Annotated in this window: 14 protein-coding genes; 5 read left to right on the plus strand and 9 right to left on the minus strand. The window is 33.0% G+C overall.

Annotated features, from left to right (window positions below):
* The first annotated feature begins 83 nt into the window (after positions 1 to 83).
* Positions 84 to 1,637, plus strand: coding sequence for an IS21 family transposase (istA, locus tag PUH65_RS14380; protein ID WP_305520805.1), 1,554 nt, complete (start codon positions 84 to 86; stop codon positions 1,635 to 1,637).
* A 35-nt stretch (positions 1,638 to 1,672) separates the two neighbouring features.
* Positions 1,673 to 2,416: an IS21-like element helper ATPase IstB gene (gene istB, locus PUH65_RS14385; protein WP_305520806.1), complete on the plus strand. Its 744-nt coding sequence runs from the start codon at positions 1,673 to 1,675 to the stop codon at positions 2,414 to 2,416.
* Positions 2,417 to 2,838: 422 nt separating this feature from the next.
* Here istB and PUH65_RS14390 read toward each other — a convergent pair whose 3' ends face one another.
* The 7 genes from PUH65_RS14390 to PUH65_RS14420 form a co-directional block, all read right to left on the minus strand.
* Positions 2,839 to 3,858: a helix-turn-helix transcriptional regulator gene (locus tag PUH65_RS14390; RefSeq protein WP_305520807.1), complete on the minus strand. Its 1,020-nt coding sequence runs from the start codon at positions 3,856 to 3,858 to the stop codon at positions 2,839 to 2,841.
* 852 nt (positions 3,859 to 4,710) lie between these two features.
* On the minus strand, positions 4,711 to 5,538 hold the full coding sequence (locus PUH65_RS14395; protein WP_305520808.1) for a GLPGLI family protein: 828 nt from the start codon (positions 5,536 to 5,538) through the stop codon (positions 4,711 to 4,713).
* 883 nt (positions 5,539 to 6,421) lie between these two features.
* Positions 6,422 to 6,826 (minus strand): hypothetical protein, encoded by a 405-nt coding sequence (locus PUH65_RS14400; RefSeq protein ID WP_305520809.1) that lies wholly within the window; start codon positions 6,824 to 6,826, stop codon positions 6,422 to 6,424.
* Positions 6,827 to 7,690: 864 nt separating this feature from the next.
* A complete protein-coding gene (locus PUH65_RS14405) occupies positions 7,691 to 7,975 on the minus strand; it encodes an addiction module antidote protein (protein ID WP_305520810.1) in 285 nt (94 codons plus the stop codon).
* Positions 7,976 to 8,524: 549 nt separating this feature from the next.
* On the minus strand, positions 8,525 to 10,843 hold the full coding sequence (locus PUH65_RS14410) for an outer membrane beta-barrel family protein (protein WP_305520811.1): 2,319 nt from the start codon (positions 10,841 to 10,843) through the stop codon (positions 8,525 to 8,527).
* A 464-nt stretch (positions 10,844 to 11,307) separates the two neighbouring features.
* Complete coding sequence (locus PUH65_RS14415; RefSeq protein ID WP_305520812.1) at positions 11,308 to 11,631, minus strand: type II toxin-antitoxin system PemK/MazF family toxin; 324 nt, start codon at positions 11,629 to 11,631, stop codon at positions 11,308 to 11,310.
* Positions 11,622 to 11,867, minus strand: coding sequence for an AbrB/MazE/SpoVT family DNA-binding domain-containing protein (locus PUH65_RS14420; RefSeq protein ID WP_125023765.1), 246 nt, complete (start codon positions 11,865 to 11,867; stop codon positions 11,622 to 11,624). The genes PUH65_RS14415 and PUH65_RS14420 overlap by 10 nt, the downstream gene beginning before the upstream one ends.
* Before the next feature lie 313 nt (positions 11,868 to 12,180).
* Here PUH65_RS14420 and PUH65_RS14425 point away from each other — a divergent pair, with 313 nt between their 5' ends.
* The gene (locus tag PUH65_RS14425; RefSeq protein ID WP_305520813.1) at positions 12,181 to 12,609 is read left to right on the plus strand and encodes a hypothetical protein; all 429 of its coding nucleotides are present in this window, start codon (positions 12,181 to 12,183) and stop codon (positions 12,607 to 12,609) included.
* A gap of 412 nt (positions 12,610 to 13,021) precedes the next feature.
* On the opposite strand, the gene PUH65_RS14430 is transcribed toward PUH65_RS14425, so the two are convergent.
* Entirely contained in the window at positions 13,022 to 13,606 is a 585-nt protein-coding gene (locus PUH65_RS14430; protein ID WP_305520814.1) for a hypothetical protein, read from the minus strand.
* Positions 13,607 to 14,281: 675 nt separating this feature from the next.
* Between PUH65_RS14430 and PUH65_RS14435 the strand changes: the two genes are divergently transcribed.
* Both PUH65_RS14435 and PUH65_RS14440 read left to right on the plus strand, forming a co-directional pair.
* Entirely contained in the window at positions 14,282 to 15,526 is a 1,245-nt protein-coding gene (locus PUH65_RS14435) for a copper resistance protein NlpE (protein ID WP_305520815.1), read from the plus strand.
* A 171-nt stretch (positions 15,527 to 15,697) separates the two neighbouring features.
* Positions 15,698 to 16,612, plus strand: a complete 915-nt coding sequence (locus PUH65_RS14440) for a DMT family transporter (protein WP_305520816.1) — start codon at positions 15,698 to 15,700, stop codon at positions 16,610 to 16,612.
* Positions 16,613 to 16,832: 220 nt separating this feature from the next.
* On the opposite strand, the gene PUH65_RS14445 is transcribed toward PUH65_RS14440, so the two are convergent.
* Positions 16,833 to 17,300 (minus strand): hypothetical protein, encoded by a 468-nt coding sequence (locus PUH65_RS14445; protein WP_305520817.1) that lies wholly within the window; start codon positions 17,298 to 17,300, stop codon positions 16,833 to 16,835.
* Positions 17,301 to 17,319 lie beyond the last annotated feature (19 nt).

A 17,319-nucleotide genomic window follows, 5' to 3' on the forward strand; every position in this document is an offset into this window, starting at 1 on the left:
TGATTTTGGTTGATTTTTTTCAGGTAAAAACGATTGATTTTTTCATGTTGTTAGCGTCATAAATTCGTATAAAAATACGGATTATGGCCAATAAAACAACCGACATGAGTAAAATTAGAAAAGTCCTTAAATTTTATAGCAACGGAAAGAGTAAGTTGTTTATCAGCAATTACTTATCGCTTTCCAGAAACACCGTAAAGAAGTATATTTCGTTATTTGAAGTCCTTGGATTAAGTTTTGAGATCATTAACGAAAAGACAGACGCAGAACTTGAACTTTTGTTTTCTCATACTACTGAGGAATCGGTGAGTCCCAAATTACAGACTTTGTACGATTATTTTCCGGTGATGGAACGGGAATTAAAAAAGGTAGGAGTTACTATTTATCGAACTTGGGAGCAGTATATCGCTTTGTATCCCGATGGTTTTCAGATCACCCAATTCCGGCATCACTACAAAATATGGGCAAAGCGGGTGAATCCCGTGATGCACATGAATCACAAATCTGGTGATAAAATGTATGTGGATTATGCCGGTAAAACCCTCTCTATTACCGATAAAAAGAGTGGAGAAATCAAAAACGTTCAGTTTTTTGTGGCCATCTTGGGAGCAAGCCAGTATACGTATGCAGAAGCCTCAATGAGCCAGCAAAAGGAAGATTTTGTACGTTCGGTAGAAAATGCGATGCATTTTTTTCAGGGCGTTCCTGCGGCAATTGTTCCTGATAATTTAAAATCTGCGGTCATCAAAAGCAGCCGTTTTGAACCCACCATTAATGAAACCTTCGCCGATCTTGCAGATCATTATGGCACCTCCATTTTACCTGCCAGAGCCTATAAGCCTAGAGATAAATCTTTGGTAGAAGGCGCTGTGAAGATCTTGTACCGAAGGATTTATGCCCATTTAAAAGAAACCCCATTCTATTCATTAGCAGAATTAAACCAACAAATTTGGGATCTGTTAAAGACGCACAACGATAGCAAACTCACCGCACGTCCTTACTCCCGCAAAGAGCTGTTTTTAGAAGACGAAAAGCAAAAGCTTCATCCACTTCCAGAAGCGCGTTTTGAGCTCAAATACCAATCGCATGCAACGGTGATGCAGAATGGGCACGTTCTTTTGAGCCAGGACAAAAACTATTACAGCGTTCCGTATCAATATCTCAAGAAAAAAGTCAAGCTTTTATACACTTCCTCCGCCGTAGAAATTTTTCATAAATACAACAGAATTGCGATTCATAGGCGCAATTACAAACCTTACGTATATACCACCAATGCTGAACACTTAGCCAGTACGCATCAGTTTGTGTCCGATTGGAGTCCTTCGCGGTTTATTGATTGGGCTACTGAAATTGACCCTGTTGTAGGTGAATATATCATCCAAATTATCGAGAGCAGAAATCATCCCGAACAAGCTTATAAAAGTTGTATGGGAATATTAAACTTCGAAAAAAAGGTAGGCAGAGAGCGATTGATCAATGCCTGCAAACGTGCCCTTGACTTTAAAATTTACAGCTTTAAAACCATCCAGAAAATATTAGAAAACAATTTAGACCAAATTGATTTTGAGCAAAAATCAGAATTGGAACAGCAACTTCCAATCCATGGGAATATCCGTGGAAAACAGTATTACAATTAGACATTAGACATTAACAAAATTAAATTTTTAAAATTATGAACGAACCTACCGTTACGAAAATGAAGCAAATGAAGCTTTACGGCATGCATAACGCCTTTAAAACCGCTATTGAAAGTGGGAAAACAGATCATTACACGCTCGATGAGTTTGTCTCGATGCTGATCGATGCAGAATGGGATGAAAGACACAACAGGCGCATTGAAAGAAGCATCAAGAACGCGCGATTCCATTATAAATCGAATATCGAAAGTATCAACTTCGATGAATCCCGAAACTTAGACCGCAATCTGGTACTGCGCTTAGCTGGATGCAAATTTGTAGAAAAGAATGAAAATGTTTTAATCACCGGAAGTACGGGTGTAGGCAAAAGTTATTTAGGCACCGCACTTGGTTATCAGGCATGCATAGAGGGTTTTAAGGTCAGTTATTTTAATACCAATAAATTGTTTGCTAAATTGAAAATGGCAAAAGCAGATGGCTCTTATCTTCGGGAATTGGCTAAAATACAACGCCAAGAGGTGATTATATTGGATGATTTTGGACTCCAGGCATTGGACAGTCAAAACAGAATAACTCTTTTAGAACTCATTGAAGACCGTCATAACAATGGTTCTGTCATCGTAACTTCGCAAATCCCGGTTCAGGGTTGGTACGATATCATCGGTGAAAAGACCATAGCCGATGCTATTTTAGACCGGCTGATCCATCAATCTCACCGCCTCGAATTGAAGGGGGAATCGATGCGCAAAAAAAGAGGTATAAACAGAGCCGAAAATTAATTATATTTGAATACAAATTAGCACATGAAAAACAGTTGTTTTTACCACAAAAAAGAGGTGGTCAATTTAAACCGAACTTACATGGTCACTTTAAACCGAATCTAGGTGGTCAATTACACCGAACTTTGCACTGTCCGCACCTAATCATTTTTAAATCGGCACCAAAGCCAGATAAGAGCTTACTTATAATCCTCAATCTCTGCCGCCAAAATTAGCGGAAACACCGGCTGTGAAAATATTTGAATTTTTAAGAAACTGTAAAGCCTTTTCAGGAAACAATCGGAGAATTCAGAAAATAGTTTATCATTCAAGAGTACTTCTTTAGTAATTATCTAAAATTACAAACAAAATAGTATATAGTAGATCCATATTTTCATGGGGTTAAGAAGTATTTCGATCGTGTTTGTTTCGCAAATAAATGTTTATATTAAATGTTGCATGTTTTTATACTGTTTTGGACTTACACCATATTTTTTCTTAAAAATCTTAGAGAAATAACTACTGCTTTCTAATCCGACGGCAGCTACTACAGCATTGACATTATATTCTTTGTTTAATAAAAGTATTTTTGCCTGTTCAAGACGAATGTTCGTTACATATTCGTTCAGTGTAGTGGAGTATAAATATTTAAAGCCAGTTTGCAATTTATTGGGATTCAAACCAGTAATACGGGAGATATTTTTCACGGAAAGATCACCATTTATATTTTCTCTCATATAATTTCCGCCCTCCTCTACTCGTTTTAATTCTTGAATTCTGAGAATCGTTCTATCTTCTGTTTTTAAAATATCATCATCAAACTGAATAACTTGTTGAACGAACATTTCCAGCGTTATGGATTGCAAATTCAACTTATGGGCAATGAAAAAATCTTTGTAATCATCTATATTTTGCAGAATGTTTTTATAAAAAATCCCACAGTTATCTACATGGTAAAATTGGTTTATCCCTTCCGTATCGATAATTACGTCCTTTAGTGTGGATTTCCATTTCGCAAGTTCACAGTTTTCTTTTACGCTAAACAAGCTTCGGTCAATTTCGACACTAACAATTTCGTGACGAATATCTTTTTCAAACTCGATAATGTGACCGCTTTTTCTTTCACTTGCGACAATTGCACATCGAAACTCTTCAATAGAGTTCCTTTTTCTTTCATTCGCAAATTCATGACGGACCGAACCATTTAGGGAATACAAAAATTTCACTGGATGAACTTCACCTAAAGTAACTTCAAGGCGAATATCCTCTTTAAATGTAGCTTTATAAATTATTAAACCCAAGCCATTTTCAAAATTAATACCTCTAATTTCACCTTCCCCAATATGCGTAGGAATGGATAAAAAGTATTCACCGCACCGATGTTGATGTTTTACCTTAAAAGATTCTGCTAAGCTTATGATAACGTCTTTGAGTGGAATCGAATTAACTTGGAAAATCTTCATTGTTTTTTTATATATAATATTAATGATTGTTTTTATAATCTATAACCATAAAAGAGCTTAAATTTCCTGTCTTAATCTTTATTATGGGATGTTTTTATATTCGAGTTATTATGAAGGGTAAATTATAGTTTTTGACTGGTACACTATATACTAAAGATGTACCTATTTGAATTTGCGTATTTAAGGTGTCCCATGCACCAAAGTCCAGCTTGAGGATGTATTGACCAATTCAATTTATGTTTTTCTATAGAACTCGTTTTATTATGTAACAAAAATTTTTGTTCTTCGAATTACGTTCTTAATAATTAGCTATTTAAATAATAAATAATAAAGCACAGCCCAAATTAGTATAAAGATAAGTCCAATAGGTACCACTAATCTCAGCTGTTTTTTATCTTTTTTAATTATTACAAGGTATAATACATAAGCTATAAATACAATAATAAACATCGGAGGGATAAATGGATATGTCATAATTTTTCAACGTTTTTAGTTTTCATTATTCCTTATTATTTAAAGTCAACGGTCTTAGACCACTATAAAGAATCTGATTGCTCATGCTTTTAGCCTAATTATCGTCGTTTTGAGTTTTCGCTCTGTGCTCCTGATGAAAAGGCGGATTTTGGATAAATTAACTATCAACCTAGTTTTTTAATTATTACTCCTACGCTATTAGTTGCAATCTTTATCAATCCTCCGAACTGTACAACTGTAATTTTATCTGTTGAGATTGAGAACGCTTGAAATATTTTTCACAAGATTGATTTTTTTCAGTATTGCCAAATTTCGCTCTTTTACATTGATGATTTTGATTGATCGATACTAAGTAGATATTATATTTAAAGATAATTATTATTTTTCAATTTCAATAGAATTCGTCATACGGCGTATTTGTTTTGAAAGTTCATTGTCTAAATTTTTTATGTCTTTTCTTATTTTCAAGATGTTTCCATCATTCAGTAGGAAAGTATAATTGCTATTTGAGATGTGCATTTCTTTAATGTTTGCATTAGTATCTTGGGACCGTTCGTCAATAAGTTTATTCAACTGAATTTTTGTTATTTCTTTTTCTTTTTTTGAAAAATCATGTAAATGCGCATTTTTATTTTTTTTAACTTCTAGCAAGCTAAATTCGTGGTTCTTTTCTTCATCATAGATTTCAACAATCAATCCTGGTAATCCCGAAAATTTATATGGACCTTCAGAAATCGGAACTTCTTTTGCAAACCAAGCAATCCAGTTTCTCCCTTTATAATTTGTTTCTGCTTTCTGACATAGATAGTTTCCTATTTTTTTTTCTTCATTCGCGAGAATCCATTTCGGACGATTTTTTTCTGTGATTTTCATTCGAATTCCAGAATAAATTGTATGGTATATAATTTTGTCTTTTAATAAATCTTTGGATATACTATACGTCAGGTTAGAATTGTGTTGTAGAAAAGACAGTTTTAGTACACCGATTGCTCGATTTTTACTTAAAATTAAGTCATTATATCTTTTTGCGTCATTATAAAAATTAGATTCTTTTTTGCTGAGATCAACATCAAGGGTCATTATATCGTGAACAATGGAATCTTTTTTATTACCATCTGGTATAAAACTATATCTGTAATTAAATCTGTATTGAGAAAATGAAATTAAAAACGAAAAAAGCATTAAAGCCGAAAGTATGTTTTTCATGAAAACGTTTATTAGTTTTAGTCATTATTGACATTTCAAACTTAAAAATAATATTTTGAGAAAACATAAAAAGGATATCAAAATTGATAAGCGTGTGAAGTAAATTATTTATAGATCTGATATTTAATGTTTTGCCAAAATAAGGTGCTGAAAAATTTATAAATTGAAACAAAGTAAACCACACTCAGAAAATTTATTAAATTTCTTGCATCTAAGTTTTAAATTCCGGATTGTAATCAAATTTCTAAATTCTAAATTTTATGAATTGTCGTTAAAACCTAGAAAGAATGTGATACCTATTTTTTTTAAGAATTTTATTAGATGTGATGTTTCTTTCATTGCTCGTCCAGTCATTTTGTCGTTTTAAACTTCGCGAAAGCCAAAAGCATGAAATTTTTTTGCTGTTTCACTAACAGCCCCTTTACTTTAAATCTTTAAAAAATCTAAAACCAATATTATATTTATTTTTATTAAGGCAGGATTTAAATCCACACAGACCTCAAAAACTACGATTTTTTTGTTAATTACAGCAAGGCCTGCAACACCGTCTTTTTTATATGGGTCGTAATTGATTAAGAATTATTTGCTGTTTGTAAGTCGGCAACAGGCTCACCACCTGTAAATTTTAGAACTTCGTTGTCAAGATTTAATGCATAGATTCTCGGTGTCTTCTTCTATTAGCTCATGGATTTAGTTCTTTCTGTTTCCAGGAAATATTGTCTTTTCATTTCTTGATCATTTTGTCTTTTAATCGAACCAGTAGCACATTAATAGTTATACGATATTGGCAAGTTAGAACGGCCAGAATTATTCTCCATTTACCGAGCTCCTACGAGCAGAAACTTTCATTAAGTACTGGGCCCAATTTTTCTCCAAATCTCTGTTATCGGTCTTTTGTTTTATCTTTTGTCATTCCCACTTTGTCCATTGGTCTAAAGCGTAATGCACTCCAAGTTGCATCAATGGAAATTGCAGCCACTGTGGTGATTCCAAAATTTTCCCCAGTGTCACGAATTGTATCTCGGTTTATGTCTGTTTTTATTTTTGAAGTTCCTTTCGGAAATGCAATCCACAATATACTGTCCTCCTCAATATTTTTAAGTTGCGTACTAAAGAAATCAAGAATCTCTTCCTTACTCTTTACGAAAACCAATGTGTTTGTAGCTTTTATTCTGTTGTCAAACGAGGTGTGAAAGCCAAGTTTCACAAACTGATTTTCCAGAGTTTTTGGTGAATTGATTACAATTCCATTGTCTTTGAACCTAAATTTTTTAATAACATCTTGCATATTATTTATTGTTTCGTTGGTTAAAAAAAAGCCACCTATAGTTGAAGTTGGTGCAATAATAATGATAATAATAATACTAATTAGGAGGAAATTGTGTCTGAACACTTACTTCTTATTTATTTAACAAAAATTACGATAAAACGTATATGTAGAAAAACTTATCCGATGGAAAGTGTCTCCAAACGTCTAGTGGTAAAGTGGCGTCCTGGTCTGCATTTAACGCTCCACATCGGAGGTCAAAAAATCAGGCAATAAGACGTTAATTATTTAGTTATTTACACAATTAGTTAATTAGCTAAATATATGAATGGTTCGTAATTTCTAAAAGCTTTACCGCGCGATCCTATAAAAATTGCCCAAACTCTCTTCTGTATTAAGACTAATTGAACTCTTTTTTATAAATATTAATTGTAAAATATTACAAATTGAAAGATTGAAAAAAATCTTGGGTAAAACTTCTATACTCAGAACTCAGCATTAAGTATATTTTATTAATGATATTTTCCGTATAACTTTGATTATTGTTTTTTCCGACTATTATTTTTGCATTTTAGATGTAGATTTTAAGCGCTGATAAAGTTCCTGAGTCCTTCTAAAAAACTGCACTACTATCCTAAATTCTAAAAATGATAACCCCATAAGGTGACCAACTGGGGAAGAAAAGCCACCCGAGGTGAGCCCGTCCAGAGCGTAGCAAAAGGATCTAACAGGCTTTAATTCGTAATTTTTATTTTTTAAAGGTCTCAGTGATTTATCAATTCATTTGGCTTCGCCGAACCTTCGGTTTCTTGTCTTTCAGGCAAAACGACCCGAGGCACAGCCGAATAGAGCGCAGCTAAAGCATAGTTATTGTGCAATCGTTTTTTATACCGTATTCGGATTCACATGTAGTTGCCCACCAACAGCTTTTAGAACTTTCATTATTGTTGCGAATTGCGGTTTGGCGCCTTCAGACAAAGCTTTGTATAAACTTGGTCTACTAAGTCCGGTTTCTTCTGCGATTTTAGTCATTCCAATTGCTTTGGCAATAGTTCCAATTGCAACAATTATATCTGAGTCATTTCCTTCTTCCAGAACAGTATTAAGATATTCTGCAATCATTTCGTTATTGTCTAAGTAATTGGCAATGTCAAATTTTGATGTCTCCATTTTCATTATTTCTTTAATTTATTCCAGATTTGAAACGCTTTTTCAATGTCCTTTTATTGAGTTGATTTATCTCCGCCAATTAGGAGAATAATGATTTTTCCGTCAGTTTCCTTAAACTAAATTCCATAGCCCTTTGCGTAATTAATCTTTAACTTATTAATTCCATTTCCAACCGTTTTAAAATCTCCGAAATGTTCGTCGTTTTCTAATTTTTGAATTCGGAACAAAATTTTGCTTTTGCTCTTAGATCATTTAATTTTCTAAACCATTTGTCAAACTCTGTTGTTTTTTCAATAAAGTACATATCAAAGTGTATTCATTTGGATACAAATCTAATAATATTATTTGAATTTAAAAATTATTTTTCTTGTGGGAAGGTCTTTTTTAAATGTTGCACAACGTTCCGCGTATTAGCGATGGTGCGGCTTAAACGCGGAAACTTTCTTATTATAAATTAAACTTCGCAAGATCTAAAATGTATAAACTTGCTATTCCTGCGCACTATTGTCAGTACGATGTTATCTGTATCCACTTATTTTGATCGTACGCTTAAATTCTGTCAACGGTTTCATTAATTTGCTTCTCTTTATATTCTGAATTTGAAACTTTTCCAAAGTTGTACTTTATTCCTACAGAAAGAGTTGGCGTATTTCCATAAAAACTGCCTTTCGTTATGATTTTGTCATAACTTAATTTTTGGACAAATGTATTTTGATTGAAAACATCATTGTAACGCAAAGTGAAGTCAAAATTTGAAATTGATTTAGTCAATCCCAAATTTAATAATACCATTTCGTTGTACTCGTAAATTCCTTGCATTCTTTTGGTAATCCAAGTGCCATCTAAAAGAAAATTAAAGCCTTTTCCAAGTTTTATTGTATTATTTGTATAGAGATAAAGATACGGTGTGGATTGTTTTATAACTGCAAGACGGTCTTCTGTTTTTGAATAATTGATGGATAAACTATTCTGGGAAGTTAAAATTTTATATTCAAATGGAACATCCAATCCTAAACTTGCCCCACTTTCTTTGTCAAAATTTTTGGTCGTAAACTTTGATATATTTTCATCTTCATTATAAAAAAGTCCGAAGCCTATCGGGTTTTTGCTTTCGTACACAGAAGCATTTATTGCCCATTTTTTCAAGTTGATGCTTGCTGAAAGTTCGTTGGTGTAAGAGGGCAAAAGATCTGGATTCCCTTGATATTCAACATATGGACTGCTGTATAAACCGCCCGAAGCCAGATCACTATAACCCGGTCTGTTAATACTTCTTTTAAAGTTTAGCGTATAGATGTAATTCTCATTTTGTTTAAAGGATAATTCTGCGCTCGGAAACCAATCGACATAATGTCTGGAAATATTTTTCTCCTTCAAAATCTGGTAAAAACCATTTGCGGATGTTGTTTCCAAACGAATGCCACCCTTAAAACTTAATTTTTCTTTTTCACCTGAAAACTCTGCATAGGAAGCAAAATTTTCTTCATTAAAAAAATATTTAAAATATTCTAAAGGTTTTGTGTTTCTATCATCAATAACATTATTGGTCGTGGCATCTGCTTTGGTAAAACTACCGCCAATTCCCAATTGGTAGTTTTCCTTAATTTTTTTCTCGATGTCGATTCTTCCCGAATAAGCATTCACTGCATATTTTTGTTTTCTAAACTGGCTAAAATTGTACCCAGAATTATCAATATTGTTGTAAAAGTCCAGATCTACATTATTGCTTTCCCGCGTATATTGCAAACCTGTGAAAATAGTAGCGTTTATAGATTTCAATTGCTTATTATAATTAAAAATAGAATTGATAGTCGCTCTTTTTCTGTCCTGCGGATTTAATGTTAATATTTGAGATTTCAGTCCGTTAACTTCATAGTTCGTGACCGTATTATTATCACCTTTATCGGGCCTTAAATTTCCATTTACGGTAAATGTTAAGTTATCTCCATCATTCAATTCCTGATATAAGCTAGTGCCTAAAATGACTTGTGGACGGTTGGTAATTGAGGTAATGATATAGTCCGACTTAATATTTTTGCCGGGAACAGAATAATCAAAACCATTGCTTTCCCAATGTTGTATTTGATTATAAGCAGCATTTAGTTTCCATTCGGTTTTATTTTTTTTCTGCTGAAAATTGGCTGAAAAATTATTGCTGAAACGTTTGTTGAATACCGCTGTTTCGTTCAGCGTTAATTTATAGCCTTCTTTTCTACTGTTTTTTAATATAATTTTGATCACCGCTTTTCCTGCCGCTTCATATTTTGCGGAAGGATTTCTGATGATTTCAACAGATTTAATTTCATCAACAGATAAGGCAGACAAAACATTGAAATCAACTTTTTGGTTATCAATATACAAAAGTGGACTGCCTTTGCCTACCATCGACAAACCTTCTCCATTTGCATCTACGTAGATAAAAGGCAATTTGGCCAATAGATCTGTGGATGTGGAAACTTTACTTAAAGAGGAATTTGCGATCTCAATATTGATATTTCCATTTTGAACCTTGAAAATATTTCTAGTTCTTGCAATTTGAACTTCTTCAAGATTGGAAATTTTTTCTTTAAGAATTATATTAAAAGTAAGATCGGAGGAAAGCTGAAACAGGGGTTCATTTTGTGTGATATCATTTGATACAATTTGCAGGTAATATTGACGGGGTTTGAGTCGGGAAAATTCAAAATTCCCATTTTGTACAATGGTGGTTCTTACGAGTTCATTATTTGCAGTAAAAAGATAAATTTCAGCTGATGAAATCTTATGATGATCATTGTCCGTAAGCTTACCGTTTATTTTTAAATTTTCTTGTTGTGCAGAAATATTTAAGCTCACTAATAAGGTAAGCAGTTTAATTAATCTAAACATTGTTGAAAGTAAAATTTTTAATTGTAAATAAATTTTTTCCCTATATTAAAACAATTAGCAACGGGAAATCATTACATCCTACACTGGCTTTTTTTCATGCAGCTAACGCTTTGGTATCTATGCCAGTAGGATAAAAAAATGAAACTTCTACTTGCAAAACTTAATTAATCGCTGATAAAGTTCCTGAGTCCTTCTAAAAAACTGCTCTACTATCCTAAATTCTAAAAATCATAACCCCATAAAGTTACCAAGTGGGGAGGAAAGGCCACTGGAGGTGAGCCTGTCCAGAGCGTAGCGAAAGGATCTAACAGGCTTTACTTCGTAATTTCTATTTTTTAAAGGTCTTAGTGATTTATCAATTCATTTGGCTTCGCCGAACCTTCGGTTTCTTGTCTTTCAGGCGAAACGACCCGAGGCACAGCCGAACAGAGCGCAGCTAAAGCTTAGTTATTACCTGTGGTTTTTTAATCTACAAATGTTTCTTTTATTACACTTTTTACTTTTTGAATTTCTTTTTCAGACAATTCTCCAAAAATTTTTGAAATTCTTCGCTTGTCAACAGTTCTTATTTGGTCAATCATAACGCAACCTTTAGTTTTATTTCCTTTAATTTCAACTCTGGTAGGATAATTTTTGGAACTGCTTGTAATAGGTGCAATAAGTATCGTTTGCAAATATTTATTCATTTCATTTGGCGAAAAAATAACGCATGGTCTTGTTTTCTTAACTTCGCTTCCAATTGTTGGATCAAGATTAACCAGTACAATTTGATATTGTTTTAATTCCATTCGTCAAAATTTTCGTCTTCAAAAACATCATCAATTAAAAGTTGATCGTCTCCGTTTTCGTGCATTTCTTTAAATGCTTCTTCCCAATCTTTCCTTGGTTCCGCTTTAGGTTTCAAAATTATAAAACCTTTTTCGAGGATAATTTCAATTTTGTTCTGAATGTTATATTTTTCAAGAATAGTTTTAGAAAGTCTAATTCCTTTCGAGTTTCCAATATTTATAACAGATAATTCCATAATTCTATTTTTTGTTATCACAAAGTAATTACTTTAATTTCAATTAGGCAAATTTTATTTTGGAAACGGCGCTATTAAAATCGCAGGTAACGTTTTGCGTATTGGCGATGGTGCGGCTTAACTGCGGAAATTTTCTAATTATAAATTAAACTTCGAAACATCTAAAATAGTTAAATTTGGCGATTCCTCCGCACTATTGCCAATACGATGTGCTTGTTGCACAACCAAAAATACCAAAAATAAATTTCGCAAATACTCAGAATTAAAACATGATAACGGTTTGATAATTAACGTATTATTCGAAAATTAGTGCATGCAAGGAAAGAAAATAATTACTCCGCAACACTTCTACCATCAAAGTCTTGATGAGGTGGTTCCCGAAGATAATTTCTACCGAAAAGTAAATGAAAATCTGTCACTCGATTTTCTTTATAAAGTTACCGCCCCTTATTACGGCAAATGTGGACAAGAGAGCATCGATCCGGTCGTATTCTTCAAAATATTGATGGTGGGTTATCTCAACAGTATTAACAGCGATAGAGGCTTAAATGAAGAAGCAGCAAAACGCTATATTTCCAACTCATTAAAACGCGAATTCGCAAGCGACAACGGAATGGAACTAAATGCACTTTTACCAAAAATGAGTCCTTTAAATCCTCAGTATTTAACTAAGAAGCAAAGTGTTTTTCAAAAACTCGTTTCTTTTGTAGAGAAATTTAAAGGAGTTGGCGGACAACTCTAAATTAAAGTTCCGTTCAGAATTGTATGTCTTCAAAAGAAAGTGGATTTTTCTAATATACTTCTTAATCAATGTTTTTTCCGACTATTGTTTTCCGCAATTGTAATTAAATTTTTTGCTGGAGACGTAATAATATCTTAAATAATTCCGTCTTTTAGAAGACCACTTATAAGGCAAACGCCACAAAAAAATCAGTCCTTCTAAAAAGATGCTTTGATGATCTCGATGGAAAAACGGTCAAATTGACCACCAAAATTAAACAGAGTATAAAAAGGAGTTTTTAAAAGAGAATACTATTATATCAAAAGAAATAGAAATATTTTTTTTTGATATGCACCAGTTTTTTTATAAAAATCCTAAAACTAAAGTGATGTTTATTAAGTCTAGGGAGGGAAATGCGAAATAAAAGAAGTCATTAATTATTCTTATAGGTAAAAGATAAATTAGCCCAAAAAACTTCATCATTCTCTTTGGTCATTGCAGACGGGCTATCAAAAGTATTAATTCCAAAAATATCTTTATATTTTGTTATTCCTAACTCAGTAGTTTTTTTAGTAAAAAAACTTGAATCATCTAATTCTTTTATTATGTAATAAAGTGATTTATACAACTCAAGTTTTTCATTTTTTTTATCTAAAATCCCAATAAAAACTTTATCGGTAGAAATGCAAATAGAGTCATTAGATAATTCTACTTGATAATTTATAAGGTTTTTTCCTAAATGAAACTGAAGGGATTTGTTTTTTAGATTGAGTTCAATTTTACTATATGGTGGTTCAGAATAGGAACTCCAATAATTTTGAATAATGCTTTCTTGTGGATTTTCTTTTACTCCAAAAGGACCTTTATATAATACTATGTCATTTACTTTGTAGGAATTATCATAAACAAAATTGTAAGAAGTCTTTTCTATGGGCACTACAACTTCTGGCTCATCGGTGTTTCTACTGCAAGAGGTAACAGCCAAAGCGATAAGTATTAAATTTATTATTGTTTTCATATTATTTATTATAAAGTAGTTTGCATATTTGGACAAAAAAAATGAATTTGAGTTAGATGATTTTCACGTTATAAAAACAGAAAAGTTACCCTATAGGTTTTTCAAATTAACAAAATGGAATCTGATCATATTAAGCCTCAGCATAAGCGGAAAGAATCAATGCAAAGCAGGCAAAAAAAAAGATATTCTATCAATCTTCATCATTTGTGTTTAATACTTGAAAGTCATTTTTAATAATAATGCTTAACTGCAATCTGATTTAAATGTTTTCGAAATGCAAATATAATATAATTAGCCCGGGGAAATGATGGCTATTCTACCACATTCTTTATAATATCCAGCAGAATTGTAATTACGTTTCTGAATTCATTCTGGCCATTTTTGTTCATTTTGACGAAACAGACTTCAACATGATTTTCCATAGTCGATCAGGCCTAAAGGTTATCTAATGTAGTTTGTATTTTCAGGTTTTTGTGCAAGATTCGTTTAGATAGTCACATCGTTTGCGTGACGAAAAGAGATCTTAGGCAATCTCCTTACCTCGGATAAAAGTCTTGCCTTTTAGCCGCTATAACTGTACAATTTACATGAATAATTTTTTTTTATAATTGTGTAGCGGCGCAGTTTTTGTGTACACCCATGCCTAAATCGAAATTTTAAAAATAACAATTAATTATGCGCAACTTTCTTTATATTATTATCGTTTTATTGGCACTCACTGCATGTAGCAAAGCTAAAAAACAAGAAATGCCAAAAGGGCAACAGTCAGCGGAATATGCTTTAGATGATCAGGGAGTTTACAAAGGAACTTACCCCTGTGCCGACTGTAGTGGTATTGAGGTTTCTCTGATTCTGAATGAGGATAAAACTTTTAGATATGAAACCGTTTATGCTGGCAAAGCAGATGCTGCTTTTACTTCTGAAGGAAACTATACCATCAAAGACCATATCTTAACCATTCAAGAAGAGGGAAAGCCTTTGCATTTTTTAGCAGGTAAAAATGAATTAACACTTTTGGGAAGTGATATGAAACCCAATACCGGTAGTCTGAAAGCGTTGTACCAATTAAAGAAGCAACAGAAGTTTTCCTACCGGGGGGTGTATGAAACTTATCATGAGGAAAAAGGAAATTATACGCAGACCCTTTCTATTATTCCCAAAGGGGAGCAATATGAAATTATTTTTTCTTCATCTCCCGTAAAAGACCAAGAGAACTGCCGTTTTTCCGGTATCGGAATGTTGAAAAAAGATACGCTGTGGGTGAATATTGCGGGTAAAAAGGATCTGGCAAAAAATGAAGCAGTCTTGATGTACATTGCTCCTTCTCACGACAATTTAGGAGTGGACGTATTTACTGAAAAATTTGATGAGCGTTATGCGATGATGCAGTATTGCGGTGGTGGCGGCTCACTGGCAGGAAAGTACCTTAAAAACAGGGTTGCGGCAAACAGCATTGGCGCTTATACCAATCAAAATACGATTGCTGAAGTATTGCAGACCATCCCTAATGCCCAGATTAACAAAAAAGTTGAACACGGCGAATTTGCAGATGATGTTTATAGCAATTACGAAATATCCAGCCCTGATAGCCAACTTCTTTTTACACTAAGCCCTAAAGATACCGGTAAGGTGAATCAAAAAATCAACAGAGTCTTGATAAACAGTCCTTTTTTTAAAACCGAAAAAGGAATCAGCAAAAATTCCACGTATGCTGATATTAAAAAGGCATATCCTATAACTAAAATTGAACCTACCGAAGGGCACATTGTGCTCACTGTAGATGAAATTCATGCGAGTTTTTCTATTGCAAAATCCAAATTATCCAAAGATTGGTGGAATGCTAAAACTAAAAGCGTAAACACCAACAGCATCCCTTTAAATGCGAAAATTGATGATTTTATTCTCTGGTGGAAAGATTAAATGATAAGGTGTATAAAAGTGTTAGGGTAGAGACAAGAGGCAGAGAATTTCTACCTATTAATCGAAAAAAGGGTTACAATATCTGAAATCGAAGAAAAAAAAACTAATTAAACGACCGCTACCAAATAAAAAAAATTAAATTTGCCAATCTAACAAAAATTCAACCTATTTATGAGGCAATTCATTCAGAACAAATATTTTTTACTCATTATCATATCCATAACCTGGGGTTCTTCTTTTATCCTCATTAAAAAATCTTTACCAGTCTTTGACCCTTATCAAATTGGAGCCTTTAGGGCGGGATTATCAGGACTTATTTTATCTTTTATTGGATTCCCTGCCTTGAAAAAAATGACGAGAAAGGATATTTTTTGGATTGCCCTCTCCGGTTTATTTGGCAACTTTTTGGTCGTCTTTATTTTTCCCATTGCACAACAGGGTGTAAGCAGCTCGTTAGCAGGAATCATTAATGCATTAGACCCTATTTTTACACTCATTTTAGGTGCTTTTTTATTTGGAATTCGAAATAAGATGATTCAATACGCGGGAGCAATAATTGGTTTTGTAGGTGCTATTGTTTTAGTATATTCGTCTAATTCGGGAACTGGCGAAAGTCATCTTTATTATACCATTTTATTAACGATAGGTTCGGCATTGTACGCTGTTGCAGCTCTTATTATTGAAAAAAAACTAAGCCACATTAAATCGACCGATATATCAACAGGAATCTATACAGTTTGGATGGTGCCGTCTCTTTTGATTTTAGGATTTTCAGGTTTTTTTACAGATATTGATTATACCCAAAACGAAACACTCACAGCATTAGGTTATCTGGTATTTTTAACGGTCATAAGTACCACTTTGGTCATGTTTTTATTTTTCAAACTTGTTCAGGATACCTCTGCTGTTTTTGCAAGTACGATTTCACTTTTAATACCGGTAGTTTCAGTGATTTGGGGTGTACTGGATAATGAACAGTTTACCATTTGGTATGCAGTGGGTGGGATATTGATTTTATTGAGTGTATATTTGATCCGGGAAAAGAAAATACCGAAAAATTCGACCGGGTCTATAACCAAGCTTTAATGTTGTTTAAAATATTTCTCTGAAGGATTCACCTCAGTTCCCAAAAAAAGCAGTCCTTCTAAAAAACTGCTCTACTATCCTAAATTCTAGAAACGATAACTCCATAAGGTTACCAACTGGGGAGGAAAAACCACCGGAGGTTCCGTTCAACAGGCTTTCATCTCGTGTCCTGCGGACAAGACGAAAGCTTAGTTATTACCTGCAGTGCCTTTTTTCCGTTTTATTTAATTGGATGGTTTTTTACATCTTCAGTCATTTGCATTAAAACTTTAGAACTTGGTAAATTCTCAATTTTTTTGTGCAAATTTTCAGGAAAGAGTTTTTTAATATCTTCTCCATACAAACTGCCGTCACCAGGTTTTTCAATATTTACAATGTTATCTTCCGTTATAGGATTTCCATTCAGATTAATTCTTAGTGGAAGAGATGTTCCTGTTCCTAGTTCAACATTATTTTCTCCATAAAATTCTTGTAAAGTTGTCCAAACATAAATTTCTGATGGATTTCTTTGCAGGACAATTAAATTCCCAAAAATTTTTCCTCCAAATGCAGGTTTAATAATTTCTGCACCTATTTTTTTTAGTAAAATATTTTTTTCATTTTCTGAAATTTGATTTTCAGAATTCTCACTTTTTTTACAATTAATAACTGTTAAAAAAATTGTCGTGATGATTAATATTTTCTTCATTTATGCGGTTTTTTAATGG

The sequence above is a fragment of the Kaistella sp. SH40-3 genome, from assembly GCF_030686865.1.
Classification (GTDB): Bacteria; Bacteroidota; Bacteroidia; order Flavobacteriales; family Weeksellaceae; genus Kaistella.